Source organism: Marinimicrobium locisalis (genome assembly GCF_039822625.1).
Taxonomy (GTDB): domain Bacteria; phylum Pseudomonadota; class Gammaproteobacteria; order Pseudomonadales; family Cellvibrionaceae; genus Marinimicrobium; species Marinimicrobium locisalis.
Genome location: NZ_JBDLLG010000016.1, coordinates 33,181 through 53,837 on the forward strand (window position 1 = coordinate 33,181; position 20,657 = coordinate 53,837).

Sequence of the window (20,657 nt, forward strand, 5' to 3'; positions counted from 1 at the left end):
GCCCCGCTGGTGACCCACATGTACACCGCCGACCCGTCGGCCCACAACTTCGGGGGGAAAATCTATATTTACCCCTCTCACGATGTGGAAGGCGGCGTGGCCTTTAACGACGATGGCGCGCACTTCCAGATGAAGGACTACCACGTCTTCTCCATGGACGAGCCCTTCGGCGAGGTCACCGACCATGGCCTGGCCCTGAGCGTGGACGATGTGCCCTGGGCCGAGCGCCAAATGTGGGCGCCGGACTGCACCGAAAAAGACGGCAAGTACTACTTCTACTTCCCCGCCAAAACCGCCGAAGGCGTTTTCAAGCTGGGCGTGGCCGTGGGCGATCAGCCCGAAGGCCCGTTCACCGCGCAGCCCGAAGCCATAAAAGGCAGCTTCAGCATCGACCCGGCCGTGTACAAAGACGGGGACGACTACTACCTGTACTGGGGCGGCATTTGGGGCGGCCAGCTGCAGCGCTGGACCAACGGTGAATTCAGCCAGGAAGACCAGTACCCCGCCGACGACGAGCCGGCCCTGTGCGCCAAAGTCGCCAAGTTGCGCGATGACATGCTGGAATTTGCGGAAGAACCCCGCGATATCGAGCTGTTGGATGAAAACGGCGAGTTACTGAAAACCGGGGACAACCAGCGCCGCTACTTCGAAGGCCCCTGGGTGCACAAGCACAAAGGTACCTACTACTTCTCCTACTCCACCGGCGATACCCACTGCATTGCCTACGCCACCGGTGATAACCCTTACGGGCCCTTCACCTACCGCGGCATTATGCTGGAGCCGGTACTGGGCTGGACCAACCACCACTCAGTGGTTGAGAAAGACGGAAAGTACTACCTGTTCTATCACGACTGCGAGTTGTCCGAAGGTGTAACCCACCTGCGCAACATCAAGATGGCCGAACTGATCCACAACGACGACGGCACCATCCAGACGGTCAGCGCTTTCGAAGAGTAACGAAGGCTGAGAAATGGCGGAGGCGGCCCCTAAGACGCCTCCGCCACTCCCCGATAAAGAACCCCGCCCCCTTGCAATCGTCTAAAATTTCCTTTACTTTCCCTGTAACCGATTACAACAAAAGACGATAAACGCTGACGAAGGTAACGGCTCCAATCAGACTATTGAGGCAAACTCCGCCCAAGGGTTCTGATTTGTCTGCTATATCCTAGATTTACCCCTTTCCCCATGAGTTTTTTAAGGAGCTAATAGTCACCAATAACGTAACCGGTTACAAACAGGCGGCTAATGCCCGCCACTAAAGCAACAATGAACTATCAGGAGAATGACTCATGAAACAGACTCGTCTGTTCAAGCGCCAGCTACTCGCCAGCAGTATTTCCGCCTGTACATTGGCGCTGGCCGCCACCACCGCCTCGGCTCAAACGCAGAGCGACGACACGCCGATACTCGAAGAAGTCGTGGTTGTCGGTATTCGTAGCGCCCAGGAAACCGCCCTAAACGTCAAACGCGATGCCGCCTCCATTGTGGACGCCATTTCCGCCGAGGATATTGGCAAACTCCCGGACGTGACCATCGCCGACTCTTTGCAACGCATCACCGGGGTCCAGATCCGTCGTTCCGCTGGCGAGGGGGCCGCCCTTAACGTACGCGGCATGCCCCAGGTTCTGACCATGCTCAACGGCGAGTCCTATCTGGGCGCCAACTCACTGACCACCGTTCAGCCCAATTTTACCGACATTCCTTCCCAGCTGTTCTCCGGCGCGGAAGTGACTAAATCGCAAACCGCCTCCCAGCACGCTGGCGGCATTACCGGCGTGGTGGACCTGAAAACCTACCGGCCCTTCTCGTTCGACCAGGGGCTGACCGTTTCCGGCGCCGCTCAGGCCAGCCAAGGGGTGGACAGCGGTGAAACCGACCCCTCCGTGAACGGCTTAATCAACTGGCAGAATGACCGCATGGGCTTTCTGGCGGCGGTGTCTCACCAGTCCGCCAACCTTGCCAACTACTATTCGGGTATGGCCGGCGGTGGGAGCAGTGCCGGCTGGACGGGCTTTGCCGGGGAAGACTGGTCCTACGGCTGGGTCACCCCGGACGCCTCTTTGGGAGACCTCGGCAGCCAGGTTGTGGATGGCGGTGTCGACGTCAATCAAGACGGCGACCTGGGCGATGCCTACTGGTCCTACCAGGGTCATGTGGCCTACAACCGTTTCGAAGAGCGCGAACGCAATGGTATCAATCTCGCATTCCAGGCCGATCTGGGCCACGGTTTCGAGCTGGTGACCGAAGCCTTTTATACCGACATGGAAGGCTTCGACCGAGTCATGGGCATGGCCCACTCAGACAAGTGGCAACGGTGGGGCTGGTTTGATCCCACCCAATATACCGCCAAAGATGCCATTGCCAACGAGCGCGACCTACACACCGTGCAGGAATACACCGGCAACGGCCGCCGTTTAAAATCCTACGCTTCCGTGGCCGCCAACGAAGCCAACTCCACCAACGTCAACGTGGAGCTCAACTACGACAACGGTGGCGCCTTTACCGGTAGCGCTCGTCTGATCAGCGGCAGCGCCGAGCAGTCGCAGTTGAACAGCTATATGGACATCGACGTGGCGGACGGCAGCCAGTGGGGCGTGGGCTGTCAGCATTACCCTTCCGCCACCGAGGGCACTCAGGGCGACTGTGGCGCTGGTCAGTTGAAAACCAACCCCACTGGATATCAGGGGTATCCGGTACTGACCGTGAACTACACCGGCTCCGACCCGGCATGGAGCGGCTTTGACAACAACGCCAATATCGATATTCAAGGTGAGCCCCTCGCCGGTGCACCCGAGCGTTCGCTCGCCAGTTACCTGGCGTCCGTCGATAACTACGGGCTGGGCGCCCTGAGTTCGGAGAACAACTACGATCGTGAAGGCGATCTGAATGTCGTTCGCTTTGACGGTAACTACGCCTTCGACGAAGGCTTCCTTACTTCGGTCGACTTCGGTATCCGGCACAGTACCCGCGAAGTGGAAAACGCCGAGTTCGACCTCCTTTCTCCAATGGGCCCCGACAATTGTAACGTGAAGTGGAAAGCCACGGATGTAGACCTCAACGGCGGCGGCATCGACGGTGCCTGCACCTGGGCCGACGATGAGGGCAACGCCTACACGGCTGGTGTTCCGACCCCCCTTTCGAGCCTGAGCCCGACGCAAATTACTGACTTCGGCAGCGTCTCCGGTCTGCCCGCCATCTGGACCGTGGACCCGGCCAGCATGGACAACGTGGAGGCTTACCACAACGGCCTGTACCCCGGCACCGCTCGCGCCACCAACCCGGGGCGCTCCTACGAAGTAGAGCTGGAGGAGTTAAGCTACTTCGTTCAGGCAAACTTCGCCACCGGCATCATGAGCGGTAACTTCGGCCTGCGGCAGGTCGACACCGACCTGACCGTGCTGCGCAACAAAGTCGGGGCAGCACGGCCCTATGGCGCCGCCGCTCAAGATGACGGCGACATCACGACCCAGCGCGACATGGAGGAGCTGCTACCGTCCCTGAACCTGCGCTTTGACCTGACCGACGAGTGGGTAATGCGCGCCGCGGTCTCTCGCACCATGGCGCCACTGGACCTGGCTCAGTGGGGCGGCGGTCTGTCGCCCAGCTATGCCATTGACTCCGAGGAAGGCAGCCCCACCGAAGGCCAGTTTATCGTCATCGGTGCCAATGCCGACGGTAACCCCGAGCTGGATATGTGGAACGCCACCAACTTCGACCTGTCCGCCGAATACTACCTCGGCAATGCCAGCGCTCTGTCCGCCGGGTGGTTCTATGTGGAAGTGGACAGCTTCATCGAGTCCGGCACTGTGGAAATGGCCCTGCCGGACCAGGATGGCGTGGTGCGTCGCACCGTTGATGTGAGCACCAGCGTTCAAGGTGACGGCGGCGTACTGAAAGGTACCGAACTGGCTGCCAAATTGGCCTTTGGCGACTTTACCGACGGCGCTCTGAGCGACTTCGGTACCGACGTCAACTACACCTACTCACCCAGTAACTCCGGCAACACTGGTTTAAATGGTGAAACACTGCCGTTCCAGGATAACTCCGAGCATGTGTTTAACCTGATCGGTTGGTATGAGGCCGGTCCCTGGCAAGCGCGTATTGCCTACAACTACCGGAGCGAACGCGTGGTGGCCTTCAACCAAACCTGGGGCGAAGGCACACTGTGGCAGCAACCCACCGCTTACGTGGACGCCTCCTTCAGCTACGACATCAACGATGTCGCCAGCGTATTCTTCAACGCCTCGAACATCACCAACGAGCAGGAAGAGTACTACCTGGAGTGGGAAGACCAGTTCGCCTGGCAGAACGAGTACGAAGCCCGCTACACCGTCGGCGTTCGTGCGACCTTCTAAAAGGCACCAAAGCAAGGCGGCCAGCTCTCTTGCCTCTCCGGCCGGCCGCTACGCGGGCCCCACGCACCTTTTGTGTGGGACTCTCCAAGCTTGGCGTACCCGCGCCCCTCGGGTACGTCCTTTTTTTATTTCTTCTTAGCCTGCGGATTCGGCAAATCGGTAATGGTCCCCGAGGCAATCTCCGCCGCCAGGCCCACGGTCTCGTGCAGGGTCGGATGCGCATGCACCGTCAGCGCCAAGTCTTCCGCCGAGGCCCCGAACTCCAGTGCCAGCCCTAATTCACCAAGCAACTCACCGGCATTCAGGCCTACTATGCCCGCGCCCAACAGCTGATCATTCTCTTTCCGATAAATCAGCTTGGTCTTACCCTCACTGCGACCGGCACCCAAGGCACGACCACTGGCGGACCAGGGCATAACCGCAGTGCGGTACTCCACACCTTTCTCTTTCGCTTCCTTCTCGGTCATCCCCACCCAAGCGACTTCCGGGTCGGTATAGGCAATAGAGGGAATGCAGCGCGGCTCAATATGCTTGTGCCCGGCAATGATTTCCGCCGCCGCGTGGCCTTCGTGGCTTGCCTTGTGGGCCAGCATGGGCTGTCCAATAATGTCGCCAATGGCATAGATGTGCGGCACGCTGGTCTGCAGGTTCTCGTTGGCGGGAATAAAGCCGCGCTCATCCACCTCGATGCCGGCCTTGTCCGCGCCGATTTTCTTGCCATTGGGCGCGCGGCCCACGGCCACCAGAATCGCGTCGTAACTTTGATCTTTGTCCGGCGCGTTCTTGCCTTCAAAGCTCACTTTCAGCGCGGTCTTGTTGGCCTTCACTTCGGTGACCTTGGTGGACAACATCACATTGAAGTTGTCTTTGTTGTACTTGCTGTAGACCTGCATCAGGTCCTTATCCGCCGCCGGGATCAGTTGGTCGGCGAACTCCACCACACTGACTTCGCTACCCAGGGCCTTAAACACGGTCGCCATTTCCAGGCCGATAATGCCGCCGCCGACCACCAGCAGCTTTTTCGGAATTTCATGCAGCTCCAGCGCATCGGTGGAATCCCAAACGCGCGGGTCGTCATGAGGAATAAACGGCAGCTTCACCGCCTGGGAACCGGCGGCCACAATGGCGTGCTCGAACTCCACTTCGGTGGTCTTGCCGTCATGAGTGACCGCCAGTTTGTGATCACTTACAAACTCACCCACACCCTGCAGCACGTTCACCTTGCGCTGCTTGGCCATCCCGGCCACGCCCTGGGTCAGCTTGCCCACCACGCCTTCTTTAAACTTGCGAATGCCGTCCAGGTCGATCTTCGGCTTGCCGAAGCTCACGCCGATCTGTTCACCGTGAGCGCCTTCATTAATTACCTGGGCCACGTGCAGCATCGCCTTGGAAGGAATACAGCCCACGTTCAGACAGACCCCACCCAAAGAGGGGTAGCGTTCCACCAGCGTCACGTCCATGCCCAGATCCGCCGCGCGGAATGCGGCTGAATAGCCACCGACGCCGCCACCCAAGACCAAAACTTCTGTTTTCTGTGTGTCTGCCACCTGCTTGTCTCCTCTGTGTAGCTGCAATCAGCCGCTGGGCGGCCAATCGATAAGAGCGAAATATCGACAAAACGGAAATGTCGGTAAAACGAAAGCCCCGATACTAATGACTCCGGACGGAAAAGCCAATAAACTGGCCCGAAACCCGGAATAAAACCCGACATAAAACCTCAAAAACCGCCAAAAACAGGGCAGTGAATGAGCGATCAACGCGGACAATTCTCCTCCAAAATCGGTTTTTTGATGGCCGCCACCGGCTCGGCGGTGGGGCTGGGCAATATCTGGGGCTTCCCCACCCAGGCCGCGAGCAACGGCGGCGGCGCCTTTCTGCTGGCTTACTTGGTGCTGGCCTTCCTGCTCGCCTACCCGGCCCTAGTGGCCGAGCTGGTCATTGGCCGCCACGCCCGGGCCAACATCGTCACCGCGTTGGATACGCTCGGCGAAAACCGCGCCACCAAGGGCCTGGGCCGAGCGGTGGGCTACTACGGCGTGCTGGTCGCCAGCCTGATTCTCAGCTTCTACGCCATCGTCGCCGGCTGGATGCTGGCGGAATTTGGCAAACCCTTGGCCCAGCTACTCGGCTGGCAAGGCGCCGCCGACTGGCTTGCCAGCGACGCCCTGGGGCGTAACCTGCTCGTCTGCGGCCTGTTTACCGCCGCCACCGTCGCCATTATCGCCAAGGGCGTGGAAAACGGCATTGAAGCCTGGTCTACCCGGCTCATGCCACTATTGTTCCTGATTCTGCTAGGGCTGATCCTCTACGTCTTTACCCAACCCGGCGCCGGCGAGGGCCTTAAAAACTATCTCATTCCCGACTTCACCCAACTGACCGACCCGGGCCTGCTATTGAGCGCCATGGGCCAGGCATTCTTCTCCCTTTCCCTGGGTGTGGGCACCATGCTGATTTACGGCTCCTACCTGCGCAAAACCGACAGCCTGCCGCGCCTGGGCGCCGCCGTCACCCTGCTCGATACCGGCATCGCCTTCACCGCCGGGCTGCTGATCCTGCCCACCATGTACGTGGCCCAGGCCCAGGGCATCGCCATCTACAGCGAGGGCGGCGACCTGCTCGCCGGCCCCGGTCTGATCTTTCAGGTCCTGCCCGCCCTGTTCAGTACCATGGGCGGGGCCGGCATCTGGCTCAGCATCGCCTTCTTCGCCCTGATGAGCATCGCCGCCCTCACCTCCTCCATCTCCATGCTGGAAGCACCGGTGTCCGTCGTCACCGAACGCACCCGGCTCAAGCGCACCGGCGCCGCCTGGACCATTGGCCTGCTCATCTTCGCGGTGAGCACCATCATCCTGCTCAACATGAGCACCCTGTTCGATGCCGCCGTCTCCCTCACCACCGAATACAGCCAGCCGCTACTGGGCATCGCCCTGTGCGTGTTCGTCGGCTGGATCATGCGGCGCAACCAACTGCTGAACGAACTTAAAGCCGGCCACCGGGACATCGAACACAGCCTGTTCTGGAAAATCTGGCCCTTCTACGTGCGCCTGGTGTGCCCGGTGCTGATTCTATTAGCCTTTATACAGTCCCTGCGATGAACCCCGACCTGAACCCACAAGACCTACTCGACGCCGTCAACCAGACCATGCCCTTTGGGAAATACAAAGGGCGCAAGCTGCTGGAGCTGCCGGAACCGTACCTGGTATGGTTTCATGGGCAGGGGTTTCCCAATAGCAAGCTGGGAAGGCAGCTGGCGTTGATGTATGAGATTAAGGTGAATGGGTTGGAGGGGATGTTGCAGGAGTTGGTGGGGCAGAGCAACCTGTATACCTGATTCCCGGATATCTAAAACAGCTGGAAAAGCTTAGGAGGTTCAATGTTTACCGAAAAGGACATCAAGGATTTTATAGCGATAAGGAACCAAGAACCACATAACCAGCGACTAGAATTTCAGGTAGTTAGTCCAGGCCAAACTGATTCTGCCTCGTAGAAAAGGGAGTGATACCGCTCTTCAATGAAGGCGGTTAAACCTTCTTGCCGCCAGTTTTCATGTGAGCTTGGTACGCTTCGTTAAACTCGCCCACCGGAACCCCTATCGCTTGGCATATCTCCGCCACCTCAACATAATCCAGCCGCCGCTCGCCGGTCTCGTACTTGGATACATAGCTTTGCGGGCGACCTAGCGCCTTGCTTAGCTCAACCTGCGTCAACCCTGCCCTCTCCTTTCTCAGCGCCTTTAACAACTCTCTCAGCACCTGCCTGTTGTAGTCTCGGGATCGATTCGTCATCTGGATATTTCTGCCGCTTGAGAAATATCCCAAACTAGTATATCTTTTCAATTATCCCATTTTGGGATAATTAGGAATGATCATACCAAGGAGCAAGCCAAATGTCGCTTAAAAACACGTTTAAAGTACGGATTTGCTTAGATGAAATGACACCAAACTTCCCTCTCGGGGAGTTCATGCGGTTAACCTTCGACCTAGGCGTTTCCCGACTCCAGGCCTTACGGGAGCTGGATCAACTCCAGGAGGAGTTGGATATGGAAGCAGACGCTTTGAGAAGAAAACCGGAGAACCGGTCGGGGCCGCCGATTCAGCATGAGTACTGGTGCTTCTATTGCGCCCAGGTCCGAGCCCACTACCGGATGCTTATTAACAGCGGTTCCAGCCTACATTAGCTAGAGAGCTGAAGGCCTGCTCCCAGCTGCTCCATTCGCAACAACGAGAAACCATCGCTGTTCTTGAGCCAAAGTATTTGCTATAAACAGAAATTGGACCATAACGGAATTCAAAGGACGTTGGCGCCCATTTTAACAATGACTGCCAACGGATTAATAGGATATTTTTATGAACACTACCTCCAGCGAAGTCAAAAGTATCGTCAACCAGAACGCTCAGACTCTTGATGTCCTTCCCGCAGAAGAACTCGTAGAAATTCATCGCAGGTATACCTCCGGCACAACAACCAATGATCCGACGGCGACAATAAAAGCGTCCACTTCATTAGGCTTGGTCGCGCTGGACCTTCCAAAAGCGCAGCGCATCATCCGGGAGCTTGGTTTGACGGGGAGGGTCAAGGTTGTCACCCATCGCTCCAAACAGTACGTAATATTTAAAGGAAACCCCCGCAGCCGCTCTATCCTGACTGGTACACGGTACTCTGCTTCGAACCCTAAAGTCGTGGATATGGCCATTGGACGCCGAGGCGTGAATAAGGCCATAGCATCTGGCGCCAGAATATCGATATTTTTCACAGTTCCGGTCAACATACTCACCCACATCATCAGCGACGATCAGACAAAGGCTGAGTTTTTGAGCGCAATCGCGACTGATATCGCCAAAGCCTCTCTCGTCGCGGCCATTGCCTCAGTAGCAGGCTCTGCAACAGCGGCCGTCACAACCATTGCGGCAGGCCCCATTGTCGTCGTTATAGCCGCCGGGATCAGTGCCACCATCGGTCTTGATGCGCTCGATAGACGTTTTGGTATTACCGAAACTCTAGCGAACGAACTACAAGAGGCCTATGACGATACGGTGGGTGAGATTAACCGGCAAGCCGCCGAGGTCAATCGCCGACTGAAATGGCAAATTCTTAATGGAAGACCAGTAGGCCAAGGGATTTTCTACTAATTATGGATAAGAGGCTCGCCCATCTAGTTCTGCTAGTGTTTGATGCGCTGTCTTTCTGGGCTTTTTCCCATGTGATCAATAGATGGCACGACGTCTCCCAGAGTATAGCTTCCTCCGAGACCAGTATCGAGCTACAGAGCCCGTTTGGGCTTTATATGGCTACGCTCATAATCCCAATCATCCACTCACAGTGTTTGGTCAAGATTAAAAACAAGAGTATTGAAAAAGCCAGAAACTATGTAATCTCAGGATTGTTTATCTCATTATTGTTGGCAGGCTTCGTCTTTGACCACCTAATCGAAAAGGAAGTAACTAATGCAGGTTACAAATACTGCTCCTCAGAGAGCGAAACACTCACATTCTCCCAGTTCAAGGTTTACGCCAAAGGTCGGCTCTGCCAATAAAGTGTTCGTGTTACTTGCAGGGCTCGTCAGCCCACTCCTGTGTGCGAACGCCGACTCCAGCCCTGAGCTGACCCTAAGCTGCTCTGTCCATTCGGACAACTTCGGAACGGAATCGGGGCTTCTCGTATCCAAAGAAATTGCTATTATCGGCTCCGTTTTGAAACGCGCCGGCCGAAGCTTGGTGTATGAGACGGAAAACGTCGAATTTTGGGCGTTAGCTCATATGACGCAGAAGCTGAATGGGAACCATTTTATCAACAATTTTGAAGTCGCCATTCGGGATAAAGAGTCCAACCGCTTCTATAACGCTCTCAGTGACTCCGTGTTCTCGGCGGACCAAGCTCCCGACTCGGCCAGAATCAGGCTCGTACATTACCATCCAGGTACTTTTCATGAACAGGGCTATATGATGTTTGAATGCCAAAGCCGTGACAAATAGATAGGATAATTTCCCGAGTCCTTCAGGGAACCTCTAAAAATCACTTTTCCGGGGACCTATAAAGCAGTGGCGGCTCGTTGAGTTTCGGCCGGTTATCGACAGAATGGGACCAATAATGATTTTTGCGCCAACCTCGCTCTGACCTTTGTTCTTATATGTCCTGGAATATCAACGACAACTGAGCTAAGACCTACCCCATTAATGACAACCATCCTTGTTGTTAACAGACTGGCATGTTGTTAACAACAATATCTGTTGTTGTTCAGGCGTGAACATCAATGGCTTTTGTTGTTAACATTTGCTACAAAATGATCATCAAAGTGCCTTGCTGACAAGGAACGCCGCTTCCATGAGCCTCGACCTCAGCCATGCCGCCCACTACCACCTGGGGGAGTTCCCTCCCGGGAAGCTGAACTATGCCCGCCTGATGCCGGGACTGCTGGCGGCTACCGACGCGCTGGCGCGGTATGACCAGATGCTGGCCGGGATGCACAACAGCGAGCTTTTCCTGGCCCCCTTATAGAGCGACATTAACTTTTCCAGTCCAGCGACAACTCTCTGCAGATCGTGGAGGGGCCTCTATTAAGCGCCTCTGTCATCTGTTTTCGTGTAAATCCAGCATTCAAATAGCTCTCAATCTGGTATCGGTCAGCTGCTTATAGCTCCTTGCGCGATTCTGCGGGGAGGCAAACTCCAGATCTGCAAAATAATCTAAGCGCCCAGCGCGTAGAGAGTCGAGGTGGCGCACGGGATTGTAATAGTAATTATTATCGTTTATATTCGCAAATGATGGTGTCCGGCTCAATCAAGAAGTAGTGTCGGCAAGGCCGGCAAGGAAAATGACTATGAAAAAAACCGCTTTAAGTTGCGCCATGGCGGTAGCCGTTGGTGGCGCCCATGCACAGAACGCCCCCGCTTTGGAGGAAGTACTCATCACTGGCAGCCGCATTCAAAGCGATATAGTCGATCCGGCAGGCCAGAAGACCGTGCTTGATGCGCAAGATCTCCAGCTTCAGCAGGCTGGTGCCAACAACCTCGCCGCCGTTCTGGCGCACTCTGTGCCGGGCATGGCGCCTTCCAGCCAAACGTTGACAAATTACTCGCAAACCTTGCGTGGCCGAAAGGCTTTGGTACTCGTGGATGGCGTACCGATGAACACCAATCGCAACGCTTCTAGGGACTTGTTCAACGTTGCCCCAGAACAGATAGCGCGCGTGGAAGTGTTGCGGGGCGGCAACGCCATCTACGGTAGCGGCGCCACAGGTGGCGTTATTGCGATTACCACACGCCGAGGCCAGGAGGCATTCGAGGCGTCTACAGAGGCAGGCCTGAGTTCCTCGACAGAGCACTTCGGCGGGAGTGCCCTTGGCTACAAGCTCACTCAGTTTCTGTCGGGCGAAGAGCACGGCATGGACTATGCGTTTACCGCAAGTCACGAAAGCGTGGGTGCTTATTTTGATGCAGATGGTAAGCGTATTGCCCCCGAGCCTAGCCAGGGGGATATGTTTGACGCCGAAATTAACAGCTATAGCGTAAAGCTGGGGTACGACTTTGGCCAACAGCGTATCCAGTTCGGCGCCAGTGAGCTTGATGCGGAGCAAGACACGGATTTTGGTTCCGATACATCCGTAACAGCCTTTCCTCCAGGCACTGTCCGTGCCCGCGCCGTGGAAGGTCTGGAGCTGGAAAAACAAAACCAAGTGGAGAACCGGCTTTTAAATTTGAACTATTCTCATGAAGATGTGCTCGGCAGCGAGGTGCATGCCCAGCTTTATCGCCGGGACTACGCCACGCGTTTTTACCCCTTCGACGCTCGACACATCGACAGTTGGGGCAATCAAATTGCCCAGAGCCATTTGGAAAGTGATGTCTCGGGAGCCCGACTCACCGTGAATACCCCCCTCGGATTTTCAGAAGAGGGGGAAACAGAAGTGGTCTGGGGAGCGGACCTTACGCGCGAGACAACGGAGATGCCTGTCACCCTCTACGAAGGCGAAGCCTTTGATGCCAGCAATGGCCTGGAATTTGTAGAACTTGGCGACGCCACCTTTATGCCACCTATCGACCATGATAGTGATGCCCTGTTCGCTCAGCTACGTCACCGCTTTAACACGGTAATAGCCGGAGAGGCTGGCGTGCGCTACGAAGATGTGACGGCTTCATTCAGCGACTTTGTGCCGCTGTCTCAAATCAACAGCACAACACCCGAGTCGGTCAGTGGTGGCAGTGCAAGCTATGGCGACTGGTTCTTCAATGCCGGGCTGGTTGCAACCCTCACGGATGAACATGAAGTTTATGTATCCTACAACCAAGGCTTTGAGCTACCCGATATCGGCTTGCGCGTGCGTTACGCCGCGCCGTCGTTCGACCTTGGAACCTCCAACCTACAGCCGGTCACCACAGACAACTACGAGCTAGGTTGGCGTGGCCAGTGGGAGCGACTGACCGCTTCCGCGGCATTGTTCCGTAGTACATCGGAATTGGGTCGGGTCACTACTGAGAACTTCGGCTTAACGCTGTCCCGTAACGAGGAGGAGATAACCGGCCTGGAGGCCACCCTTGACTACACGGTGAGTGATGCTTGGCGGCTGGGCGGGACCTTTACCAAAATGGAGGGTGAAGAGCGAGCCGGTGATGCGGAGAACTTTCAGCCGCTAAACGGTTTTCGGATTCCGCCCTTAAAACTTACGGCGTATGCGGTCTACCAACCGGACGATTCCCAGCTTTACCGCGTGCAAGTGCTGCATTCAGGCAGTGAGGATTATCGACTGGACGGCGATGCGAGTTTCGGCCGCCGGAAGGTCGATGCCTATACCGCCGTGGACTTGACTGCTCAGTGGGTGCTCGCCCAGGGGAAAATAAAGCTGGGTATCGAGAACCTATTCAACGAGGATTACTACCCACTTTACGGGCAACTCATGCGAAGCAGTAGTAATACCAGCCATATCCCGGCGAGGGGCCGACATTTATCGCTTGCCTACACATATACCTGGTAAAGGTGAGCTAATAAAACTTCCCACTCAAGCGGCGCTTTGTGTTGAAGCGCCCGCTTCAGGCAGCGCTAGACACTGTCATAAGCCTTTCGCTACACTTCGGGGAAATGCACAGGCAAAGGAAAGATCATGCGTCTCCCTCTGATTACGCTCGCCGCCACCGCGCTGTTGGCCTGCTCCGCACCCCATCACCCCCACTCCGACCACGAACACGGCGCAGCGGCCGCGGTCGTTGGCTCTTCAGGGCCGGTTGTGCCCTGGACGCACCTGGATTTTGGCAATGACCCCGAGGCTTTTCAGTTCGCCATTGTCACCGACCGCACCGGGGGCATGCGCCCCGGCGTCTTCTCCCAGGCGGTGGACAAGCTTAATCTGCTGCAGCCGGAGTTTGTGGTCAGTGTCGGAGACTTGATAGAAGGCTACACCGACGACCGGGCGCAGCTGGCCAGCGAGTGGAACGAGCTTGACGCCATGGTGCAGCGCCTTGATATGCCGTTTTTCTACCTGGCCGGTAACCACGACTACACCAATAATGTCATGGCCGAGGTCTGGCAGGAACGTTACGGCGATAGCTACTATCACTTTACTTACCGCGACACGCTCTTCGTAATGCTCAATTCCAATGATGGGGGCGAGACGCATACCTTCTCCAAGGCGCAAGTCGACTGGCTGGAAAAGACCCTTGAAGAGAACCCCGAGCCACGCTGGACCCTGATTTTCACCCATTCACCGCTTTGGGATCGCGAGAACCAAGACCGCTGGGCGGAAATAGAAGCGCTTTTGGAAGATCGCCAGTACACGGTATTTGCCGGCCACCACCATCGCTACGTAAAAGACCAGCGCCACGGGCAGAAGTACTTTACCCTGGCCACCACCGGCGGCATCAGCAGTATGCGCGGTAGCCGCTTTGGTGAGTTTGATCATGTGGTGTGGGTCACCATGAGCGACGACGGGCCGATCATTGCCAATTTGATGTTGGACGGAATCTGGGACGAAAACGTCCGTACCGCCGAGATGCGCGACCTTCAGAATAATATGATCGACCGTGGGCGACTCGCGGCGCCGGCGTTGTTGCATCGTGGCAACTTCGAAAACGGCACCGCCGAACTCAGACTGACCAATGACGCCGACATACCCTACAACCTGACCGCACATCTGAGCGCCCGGGCCGGTTTCACTTTTACCGGCCAGTCACCTCAAACCATTACCGTGCCGCCCAACGAGGTGCGCACCTTGCCCATCGAGGTGGCGAGCCTTGAACCGCTCGCGGGTGACCATAACGCCATTGATGTGGAGTGGGAGCTGCAGTATGAACACGACGATTCGCCCGTTCACTACGAGGGCTCGCGCACCATCGCGATCAGCCGCGAGCGCCCTATCAATTACATCGACAATATAGAGCTAGACGGCCACTTGACCGAATGGCAAACGGAGACGTTCTTTGCTGCCGCTGATAACCAATATTTTCAAGCGGATAATTGGAGCGGTTTAAGTGACGCGGACTTCTCCTGGTCCGTGGCCGAAAGCGACGACTCCGTGGTATTGGCACTCGAGGTGACCGATGACACCATTGTACGGAGCAAGAGCACCAATGTCTGGGACGGCGACGCTATACTGATCACCCTGGACGCGCGCCCCCAAAACCGCCGCTTGTTAAAGAAAACCTATAACAACCGCGTACCCGGTGAGCGCTATATGGTGCTTCAGCCCCCCGCTCAGTCACTGGAGAGCGATCTGAAAGGCAACCCCAAAGTGCCCGAGACCATACAACAAAGGGTTCAGTTGACAGGTACGGGCTATACGGCGGAAATCCTCATCCCCTCCGAGCTGCTAGACGAAGACCACGGCAGCCGCTGGGACGGCTTGCGATTGAATGTGTTGCTGCGCGATATTGACCCGAACGAGCCCGGCATGGTGGGAAGAGAGTGGCTCACCGCCTGGGATCATGAGAGTTCCATTGCGGGGGCTGGGAGCTTTTACCGCGAATAGGGGTGGGATTATCGAATCGCGCCTGCACGACAATGTTCTCGGGGAACTGTACTGGATGAAAGCCTTTTTTCTATTACTGTTCTTTCTCACTGTTTTTTGTGGAAACGCTTCCGCAAGGCCGGCTATTGATACGACGGAGGTCCCAGAGTACGACTACACTCAGACGCACTATATTATCTTCTATGGCGAAGGCGACTACGTCGTCCTCGCCAACCCATTCGAATTCCCCGCGCCCGTTATGGGCGCCTTGGTCTATGAAGTCATTCTTCGTTATGCCTCACAGCTCCAACCCATTGAGGCCCCACTTTCAGACCCCACCCATGTTCTGGACCTGATCATGATGGACGACTACGGCGAGCGGCGGATTGGACAACGCCTGTACTTGGGTGATACGTGGCTGTCCGACGGCAAGCGTATTGCGCACCTTAGCAGCGAAGACTATCAGTGGCTTACGGGCCTATTAAACGAACGCTATGCCCATACTAAGCACAACAGTTCGGAGCAACTGTCACACCTACGACGCCCGAACGAGGACGAGCTTCCAGACAGTTGGCTGGGCGAATTTGAATCCATAACGACTGCCGCAGACCGGATGGGGTTGAACCGTCAGCATTTTGGGAAGAGCTCAAGCGATCAAATATCACCTAGCCCTGCGCCAGATAGCACTTTGTCCGAATCAGGCTCGGAGCGCACCGAAACGAACAGGCAAAAAACCAACCCTGGTGCACAAAGCGCGTCTTCCACGCCGGGAGAAGCGCACACCAACGCCGAGCCCCCGAATGTGACATCGATCACAACGCGGACACACAATATTGCCCAAAAAAGCGCTCCGGCAAGTGGCGAAGGCAGTACGCTTAGCGAGGCTCATCCTGAGAATGATCAGGAGAGCCGTTGGCCCCTGCTGGCATCTCTCATGCTGGCAGGCATCGCTTTAATGTGGGTACTGAAGCGGAAGCGCCTTGTCTCGAAACGTCAGTAATGGTCCTTCTGGCCATTTCCAACGGGCGTATACCTTTTTGCGAAATATGTGATCCTGACGACAGAATATTACCGGTGACTCTGTAAACTCCCTTCCTCCCACACTGTTAAACAGTTTGTGGTTGGCCCCAAGCGGAGAGAGCGCGCCTGAGAAACTGATCATTGGCGCTGGTATGGACCGCCCCCTCGACGACCGCTGCTGCTTATATTGTTCAATCCATGCACAAGAAAGCTGGGCGCCCATTGACGGCGGTGCCCAAGGGACTAACTCATCTCAATAAATCAAATTATTTTGATTCATTACGGAGAATGCAATGCATAATCAAAAGCCGCGGTGTCTTACCCATCGCTTGATCAGGAGCCTGTTGCTGACGGGCTCAATCGCTGTGCTATCCGCCTGTGGCGGGTCTGGCGGCTCCGACGATGAAGGCCCCGGGGCCTCGTCCAGTGGTAATAGTTCTGCGTCTACCGAGCCTAGCCCCTCACCGAGCAGTTCCAGCGCCGCGCTCAGCAGCTCAATCCCAGCCGCGAGTAGCTCCAGCGCTTCCGCCGGTGGCCCCTCGCCCTCAAGCAGCAGTTCCAGTGCGTCAGAGGACAGCCCCACCCCGCCGGGCGGCAGTTCCAGTGCTTCTGTAGGTAACCCGCCCGCTACCAGCTCCAGTGCGTCGGTCGGAAACTCCAGCGCTTCTATTAGTAGCTCAAGCGACGCCACAAGCAGTGCCAGTGCATCCACGAGCAGCGCCAGCGCTTCAGTCAGTAGCTCCAGCGTATCGGTGAGTAGTTCCAGTGCTTCGGTGAGCAGTGCCACCTCTTCCACCAGCAGCTCCTTTTCCTCAGAAGAGGCAAACCAAGAAGCCGTTGATATTGTTGACCCGAACAACTACGACGGCAGCATTCCTTTGGACCAACAGGCCAAGGGCACGCCGGGCACAAGCTTGCAGACCGAAGGTAACCCCTTTGAGGACTCATACTTTTACCTGAGCCCCGATATCAAGACCATGATGGACTACTCGTTGGCGATCGTGGAGGCAGAAGGCAATACCAAGCTGGCCGATAAGATCAAGTACGTACAGCGCCAGCCAAGTGCTGTCTGGATGGATTCCATTGCCACCATCTATGGTGATCCGGAAGCGGGCCGTCGCTCCCTTGAGGGGCATTTGGATGCGGCCGTCGCTCAGCAACAGTACTTTGCCGAAAGAGACGGAGAAAAATCGCCGATGACGATCGTGGTCATCATCTATAACCTGCCCGATCGCGACTGTGCCGCATTTGCCTCTAGTGGCCAACTGTACGAAGTCGGCAAGCCAGGCGTCGAACATCCAGTGCTGGAGGGTATTCGAAGATATCGGGAAGAGTACCTGGGGGTTATTATCGACACCTTCAACAAAAAGCACGAATACAAAGACTTGCGGATCGTGGCAATGCTGGAGCCGGACTCCTACCCCAATATGATCACCAACACCAAACGGAACCCGGATGGCCCGTCATTGGTTTGGCCCGATCTCACCACCGCCGACGGCACAACGTACTGTGACACCTTGCTGGAAGAGTACCGTCCGGCGGGCCTTGAAGAAGGCTTGGGGGTCTACGGGCACGGTTTGCAAATTGCCATTGAAGAGCTGCATAAGCCCGGCAACGTGTACACCTATCTGGATATCGGCCACGCCGGCTGGTTGGGGTGGGATGACTCCGCAAACGAGCAAAGTAACCTCAAGCGCGGCGTGGCTGGCTTCTTGAAGTTAATTGAAGGCGCAAGCACCGACGGCATCAGCGGTTTTGAGAAGGTGCGCGGTTTCGCTTCGAACACCTCGGGCTATACGCCGGTGGAAGAACCCGCCATCTCCAACGATGAAGCTGACCGTTCCGCCCTTCAAGACTTCTACGAGTGGAACAAGGCCGTCGATGAGATGACCTATATTGATTCCTTCAACGCGCGCGTTCGCTCAGAGAAGCCGGGCTTCAACCCTGGGTTTATCATTGATACCGCTCGCAACGGTTGGGGCTTCCCCGGGCGTCCGGAACCGGGCAGCACGACCAAAGGCACCGATAGCAGTCAGCGTGTGGACCAGCGCGTTCATCGCGGCCACTGGTGTAACGTGGATAAAGCCGGCGTGGGGGAAATGCCCAAAGCCAGCCCCGACAGCTCCCGCCCTCACCTGGATGCGTTCTTCTGGATGAAGCCACCGGGTGAGTCCGACGGTATTTCTTTCGATGTGGCTGATTACCCGGTGGGGTCCGAAGCCTACAACAACCTGGATGAGATTGACCGCGCGATTGTAGATGCGGCCAGCGACCCGATATACGACGGCAAGCAGCTGGATACCATGTGTATTCCCGGTGAGCCTCGTGATGGCGGCCTTGCCACTCAACCCATACCCGAGCTGGCACCTCACGCCGGCGGCTGGTTCCACAAGCAGTATCTCATGCTGATCGACAATGCCTATCCACCCCTGGGTGAGAGCGATTACTAAACATCGCATTAGGCGTTGACCCATGAGGTCAACTCGCTACACTAAGATCCCCGCCCTTTGGTGGGGATTTTTGTTTTACGCTCCTTGAGAGTGGCACCAGAGGCGAACCACCACGAACGTAGAAGCCGGCAAACCCTTATGGCACCCATTGCAGACACTCCAAAACCCCCGTACTACGCAGTAATCTTTACCTCCCGTCGAGCGGAAGGAGATCACGGCTACGAGGAAATGGCCGCTAGAATGGTTGAGCTGGCATCGGCTCAACCGGGATTCCTCGGAATAGAGTCAGCTCGGGAAAAGATCGGAATTACCGTTTCATACTGGGCGGATCTTGATTCCATCAGGGCTTGGAAGGAAAATGCCGAACACCAGGAAGCCCAACGAATGGGCCGAGAGCAATGGTACGAGAGTTTTAGAGTTCGGATTACGAAAGTGGAAAGGGAGTATGGGTTATAACTCTCAAGCCCACGCCCCAACGACAACGAGGTTATATATGGAACGTTCCCCAGAAACCAAGCAGGAAATGGAGCCGGAAGAGTTGGCTCAGCACCTTCGCCGCCCCAGCGGGGCCAAAGGCCGGGAGGTCGGCCAAGCCATGAACAACGTCAACGCAGGGGTTAACCGCGCATGCCTGGAGCTTCTGGCTATTGGCGGCTCGGATCGGGTGCTGGAAATCGGCCCTGCAAATGGCGCCTTCGTGCCCGAGATACTTGAGGGCCATGACGAGGTAGTCTATACCGGTCTTGACTGGGCAAGCGATATGGTAGCCGAGGCCGAGCGAAACAATGCAGCTTTCGTCGCGGCGCAGCGGGCGAACTTTATACAGGGCAGCTCGGAGAGTATGCCGTTCGCGGACGATGCCTTCGATAAGGTGCTCGCGGTGAACACGCTCTATTTCTGGGACAAGCCCGATGACCACATTGCCCAGGTTGCCCGCGTTATGCGCCCCGGTGGCACATTTTGCCTGGCGTTCGGGGACCGCTCATTTATGGGAACTCTCGCGTTTACCGCCTACGGGTTTTCACTCTACGACCGAGAGGGCGCCTCGGAGTTATTGACTCGCAACGGTTTCCGAATTGTAAACGCTCAAGCGTTCAGAGAAACAAGCACGAGCAATACCGGTGAACAGGTGGAGAAGTTTGGGCACATTCTTTTATGCACGATTTAAGGATGCCGGATCAACACTTCCATTTCACCACTCTTAGCTCTTTTGGTTAAGACAATGAGATCGGTTCCCTCACCAAAGGAGTCAGACTGCGACCAGTCAAGCCGAAGCACCCAATCCTGGAAGCCGTCGTTATTGGCGTCGACCTCTGAAAGTAGGACGTAATCGACTTCTGTGGTCTCCACATTTAGTGTAAACACCCTATCCTCAGTGTTCACGACTTTTACTCCCTGCATCTCCGCCAAAGGCCGGTTACCGCTGGCCTCTAACGACGTACCGCCCCGATTGGGAACGGCAGATGCCGGGATCTGATTGACCAGTTTTGGGTTAAAGTCATCGGGAAGGTAGTCTTTTTCAGCCACAGAGCCCATATGGAAATACTTAGCACCCATACAGTTAATATAGAGCTTCTTGAAAAGGGGAAACTGGCTCTGTACAACATCAGCCTCAGCAGTGTCTTCCACGTCTTTACAGCCGCCAAACTCAATAAGCTCACCATCCTGTCCATCCAACTCATAAGCCAGAGTAAGGGCAGAATAGGAGGATGACATATCTTCCAGGCCTATGAATTCTTCCTGATTAAACCACTTACCTTCGGACTTGTTCGCCATTGCGACACATCCGGTCAGCGCATATATTGGGGCAATTAGAAAGACCGCGTACTTTATCCCTACCTTCATTTATTAGCCTCTCTTGGATTAAAGAAAAACGCCTACCACCCCTGGGGGTAGGGG

19 protein-coding genes are annotated in these 20,657 nt (G+C 56.1%); 15 read left to right on the forward strand and 4 right to left on the reverse strand.

The window, feature by feature from the left end:
* Positions 1-18: 18 nt before the first annotated feature.
* Together AAE514_RS11315 and AAE514_RS11320 are read left to right on the forward strand one after the other, a co-directional pair.
* A complete protein-coding gene (locus AAE514_RS11315) occupies positions 19-957 on the forward strand; it encodes a glycoside hydrolase family 43 protein (RefSeq protein WP_347331717.1) in 939 nt (312 codons plus the stop codon).
* 332 nt (positions 958-1,289) lie between these two features.
* Entirely contained in the window at positions 1,290-4,355 is a 3,066-nt protein-coding gene (locus tag AAE514_RS11320) for a TonB-dependent receptor (RefSeq protein WP_347331651.1), read from the forward strand.
* 125 nt (positions 4,356-4,480) lie between these two features.
* Here the strand turns inward: AAE514_RS11320 and lpdA are convergent, their stop codons facing one another.
* Positions 4,481-5,902 (reverse strand): dihydrolipoyl dehydrogenase, encoded by a 1,422-nt coding sequence (gene lpdA, locus AAE514_RS11325; RefSeq protein WP_347331652.1) that lies wholly within the window; start codon positions 5,900-5,902, stop codon positions 4,481-4,483.
* 198 nt (positions 5,903-6,100) lie between these two features.
* On the opposite strand from lpdA, the gene AAE514_RS11330 reads away from it, so the two are divergent.
* Both AAE514_RS11330 and AAE514_RS11335 read left to right on the forward strand, forming a co-directional pair.
* Positions 6,101-7,450, forward strand: a complete 1,350-nt coding sequence (locus AAE514_RS11330; protein WP_347331653.1) for a sodium-dependent transporter — start codon at positions 6,101-6,103, stop codon at positions 7,448-7,450.
* Positions 7,447-7,686 carry a DUF3820 family protein gene (locus tag AAE514_RS11335; RefSeq protein ID WP_347331654.1) on the forward strand — a complete coding sequence of 80 codons (240 nt, stop codon included), beginning with the start codon at positions 7,447-7,449 and terminating at the stop codon, positions 7,684-7,686. The genes AAE514_RS11330 and AAE514_RS11335 overlap by 4 nt, the downstream gene beginning before the upstream one ends.
* Positions 7,687-7,876: 190 nt before the next feature.
* Here the strand turns inward: AAE514_RS11335 and AAE514_RS11340 are convergent, their stop codons facing one another.
* Positions 7,877-8,140 carry a helix-turn-helix domain-containing protein gene (locus AAE514_RS11340; protein ID WP_347331655.1) on the reverse strand — a complete coding sequence of 88 codons (264 nt, stop codon included), beginning with the start codon at positions 8,138-8,140 and terminating at the stop codon, positions 7,877-7,879.
* Between the two features lie 176 nt (positions 8,141-8,316).
* On the opposite strand from AAE514_RS11340, the gene AAE514_RS11345 reads away from it, so the two are divergent.
* From AAE514_RS11345 to AAE514_RS11375, 8 genes are all read left to right on the forward strand, one after another.
* A complete protein-coding gene (locus AAE514_RS11345; RefSeq protein WP_347331656.1) occupies positions 8,317-8,532 on the forward strand; it encodes a hypothetical protein in 216 nt (71 codons plus the stop codon).
* 169 nt (positions 8,533-8,701) lie between these two features.
* Positions 8,702-9,484 (forward strand): hypothetical protein, encoded by a 783-nt coding sequence (locus AAE514_RS11350; protein WP_347331657.1) that lies wholly within the window; start codon positions 8,702-8,704, stop codon positions 9,482-9,484.
* A gap of 155 nt (positions 9,485-9,639) precedes the next feature.
* Complete coding sequence (locus tag AAE514_RS18680; protein ID WP_488212734.1) at positions 9,640-9,888, forward strand: hypothetical protein; 249 nt, start codon at positions 9,640-9,642, stop codon at positions 9,886-9,888.
* Complete coding sequence (locus AAE514_RS11355) at positions 9,800-10,327, forward strand: hypothetical protein (RefSeq protein WP_347331658.1); 528 nt, start codon at positions 9,800-9,802, stop codon at positions 10,325-10,327. Before AAE514_RS18680 ends, AAE514_RS11355 begins: the two co-directional genes overlap by 89 nt.
* A 325-nt stretch (positions 10,328-10,652) precedes the next feature.
* Positions 10,653-10,850 carry a hypothetical protein gene (locus AAE514_RS11360; RefSeq protein ID WP_347331659.1) on the forward strand — a complete coding sequence of 66 codons (198 nt, stop codon included), beginning with the start codon at positions 10,653-10,655 and terminating at the stop codon, positions 10,848-10,850.
* Positions 10,851-11,172: 322 nt separating this feature from the next.
* A complete protein-coding gene (locus tag AAE514_RS11365) occupies positions 11,173-13,323 on the forward strand; it encodes a TonB-dependent receptor (RefSeq protein ID WP_347331660.1) in 2,151 nt (716 codons plus the stop codon).
* A 126-nt stretch (positions 13,324-13,449) separates the two neighbouring features.
* The gene (locus AAE514_RS11370; protein ID WP_347331661.1) at positions 13,450-15,309 is read left to right on the forward strand and encodes a metallophosphoesterase; all 1,860 of its coding nucleotides are present in this window, start codon (positions 13,450-13,452) and stop codon (positions 15,307-15,309) included.
* 55 nt (positions 15,310-15,364) lie between these two features.
* Positions 15,365-16,288, forward strand: a complete 924-nt coding sequence (locus tag AAE514_RS11375) for a hypothetical protein (RefSeq protein ID WP_347331662.1) — start codon at positions 15,365-15,367, stop codon at positions 16,286-16,288.
* Between the two features lie 321 nt (positions 16,289-16,609).
* Here the strand turns inward: AAE514_RS11375 and AAE514_RS11380 are convergent, their stop codons facing one another.
* Entirely contained in the window at positions 16,610-17,104 is a 495-nt protein-coding gene (locus tag AAE514_RS11380) for a hypothetical protein (protein WP_347331663.1), read from the reverse strand.
* Between AAE514_RS11380 and AAE514_RS11385 the strand changes: the two genes are divergently transcribed.
* The 3 genes from AAE514_RS11385 (at position 17,082) to AAE514_RS11395 (ending at position 19,926) form a co-directional block, all read left to right on the forward strand.
* On the forward strand, positions 17,082-18,758 hold the full coding sequence (locus AAE514_RS11385) for a glycoside hydrolase family 6 protein (protein ID WP_347331664.1): 1,677 nt from the start codon (positions 17,082-17,084) through the stop codon (positions 18,756-18,758). The genes AAE514_RS11380 and AAE514_RS11385 overlap by 23 nt on opposite strands.
* A gap of 138 nt (positions 18,759-18,896) precedes the next feature.
* On the forward strand, positions 18,897-19,214 hold the full coding sequence (locus AAE514_RS11390) for an antibiotic biosynthesis monooxygenase family protein (protein WP_347331665.1): 318 nt from the start codon (positions 18,897-18,899) through the stop codon (positions 19,212-19,214).
* Between the two features lie 37 nt (positions 19,215-19,251).
* Positions 19,252-19,926, forward strand: a complete 675-nt coding sequence (locus AAE514_RS11395) for a class I SAM-dependent methyltransferase (RefSeq protein WP_347331666.1) — start codon at positions 19,252-19,254, stop codon at positions 19,924-19,926.
* Here AAE514_RS11395 and AAE514_RS11400 read toward each other — a convergent pair.
* Positions 19,923-20,603, reverse strand: coding sequence for a hypothetical protein (locus tag AAE514_RS11400; protein WP_347331667.1), 681 nt, complete (start codon positions 20,601-20,603; stop codon positions 19,923-19,925). The genes AAE514_RS11395 and AAE514_RS11400 overlap by 4 nt on opposite strands.
* Positions 20,604-20,657 lie beyond the last annotated feature (54 nt).

Excerpts from the sequence above, each read along its gene's own strand:
- AAE514_RS11315 (WP_347331717.1), top strand. The coding sequence starts at position 19 with ATGTACACCGCCGACCCGTCGGCCCACAACTTCGGGGGGAAAATCTAT.
- AAE514_RS11320 (WP_347331651.1), top strand. The coding sequence starts at position 1,290 with ATGAAACAGACTCGTCTGTTCAAGCGCCAGCTACTCGCCAGCAGTATT.
- AAE514_RS11330 (WP_347331653.1), top strand. The coding sequence starts at position 6,101 with ATGAGCGATCAACGCGGACAATTCTCCTCCAAAATCGGTTTTTTGATG.
- AAE514_RS11335 (WP_347331654.1), top strand. The coding sequence starts at position 7,447 with ATGAACCCCGACCTGAACCCACAAGACCTACTCGACGCCGTCAACCAG.
- AAE514_RS11340 (WP_347331655.1), bottom strand. The coding sequence starts at position 8,140 with ATGACGAATCGATCCCGAGACTACAACAGGCAGGTGCTGAGAGAGTTG.
- AAE514_RS11345 (WP_347331656.1), top strand. The coding sequence starts at position 8,317 with ATGCGGTTAACCTTCGACCTAGGCGTTTCCCGACTCCAGGCCTTACGG.
- AAE514_RS11350 (WP_347331657.1), top strand. The coding sequence starts at position 8,702 with ATGAACACTACCTCCAGCGAAGTCAAAAGTATCGTCAACCAGAACGCT.
- AAE514_RS18680 (WP_488212734.1), top strand. The coding sequence starts at position 9,640 with ATGGCTACGCTCATAATCCCAATCATCCACTCACAGTGTTTGGTCAAG.
- AAE514_RS11355 (WP_347331658.1), top strand. The coding sequence starts at position 9,800 with ATGCAGGTTACAAATACTGCTCCTCAGAGAGCGAAACACTCACATTCT.
- AAE514_RS11365 (WP_347331660.1), top strand. The coding sequence starts at position 11,173 with ATGAAAAAAACCGCTTTAAGTTGCGCCATGGCGGTAGCCGTTGGTGGC.
- AAE514_RS11370 (WP_347331661.1), top strand. The coding sequence starts at position 13,450 with ATGCGTCTCCCTCTGATTACGCTCGCCGCCACCGCGCTGTTGGCCTGC.
- AAE514_RS11375 (WP_347331662.1), top strand. The coding sequence starts at position 15,365 with ATGAAAGCCTTTTTTCTATTACTGTTCTTTCTCACTGTTTTTTGTGGA.
- AAE514_RS11390 (WP_347331665.1), top strand. The coding sequence starts at position 18,897 with ATGGCACCCATTGCAGACACTCCAAAACCCCCGTACTACGCAGTAATC.
- AAE514_RS11395 (WP_347331666.1), top strand. The coding sequence starts at position 19,252 with ATGGAACGTTCCCCAGAAACCAAGCAGGAAATGGAGCCGGAAGAGTTG.
- AAE514_RS11400 (WP_347331667.1), bottom strand. The coding sequence starts at position 20,603 with ATGAAGGTAGGGATAAAGTACGCGGTCTTTCTAATTGCCCCAATATAT.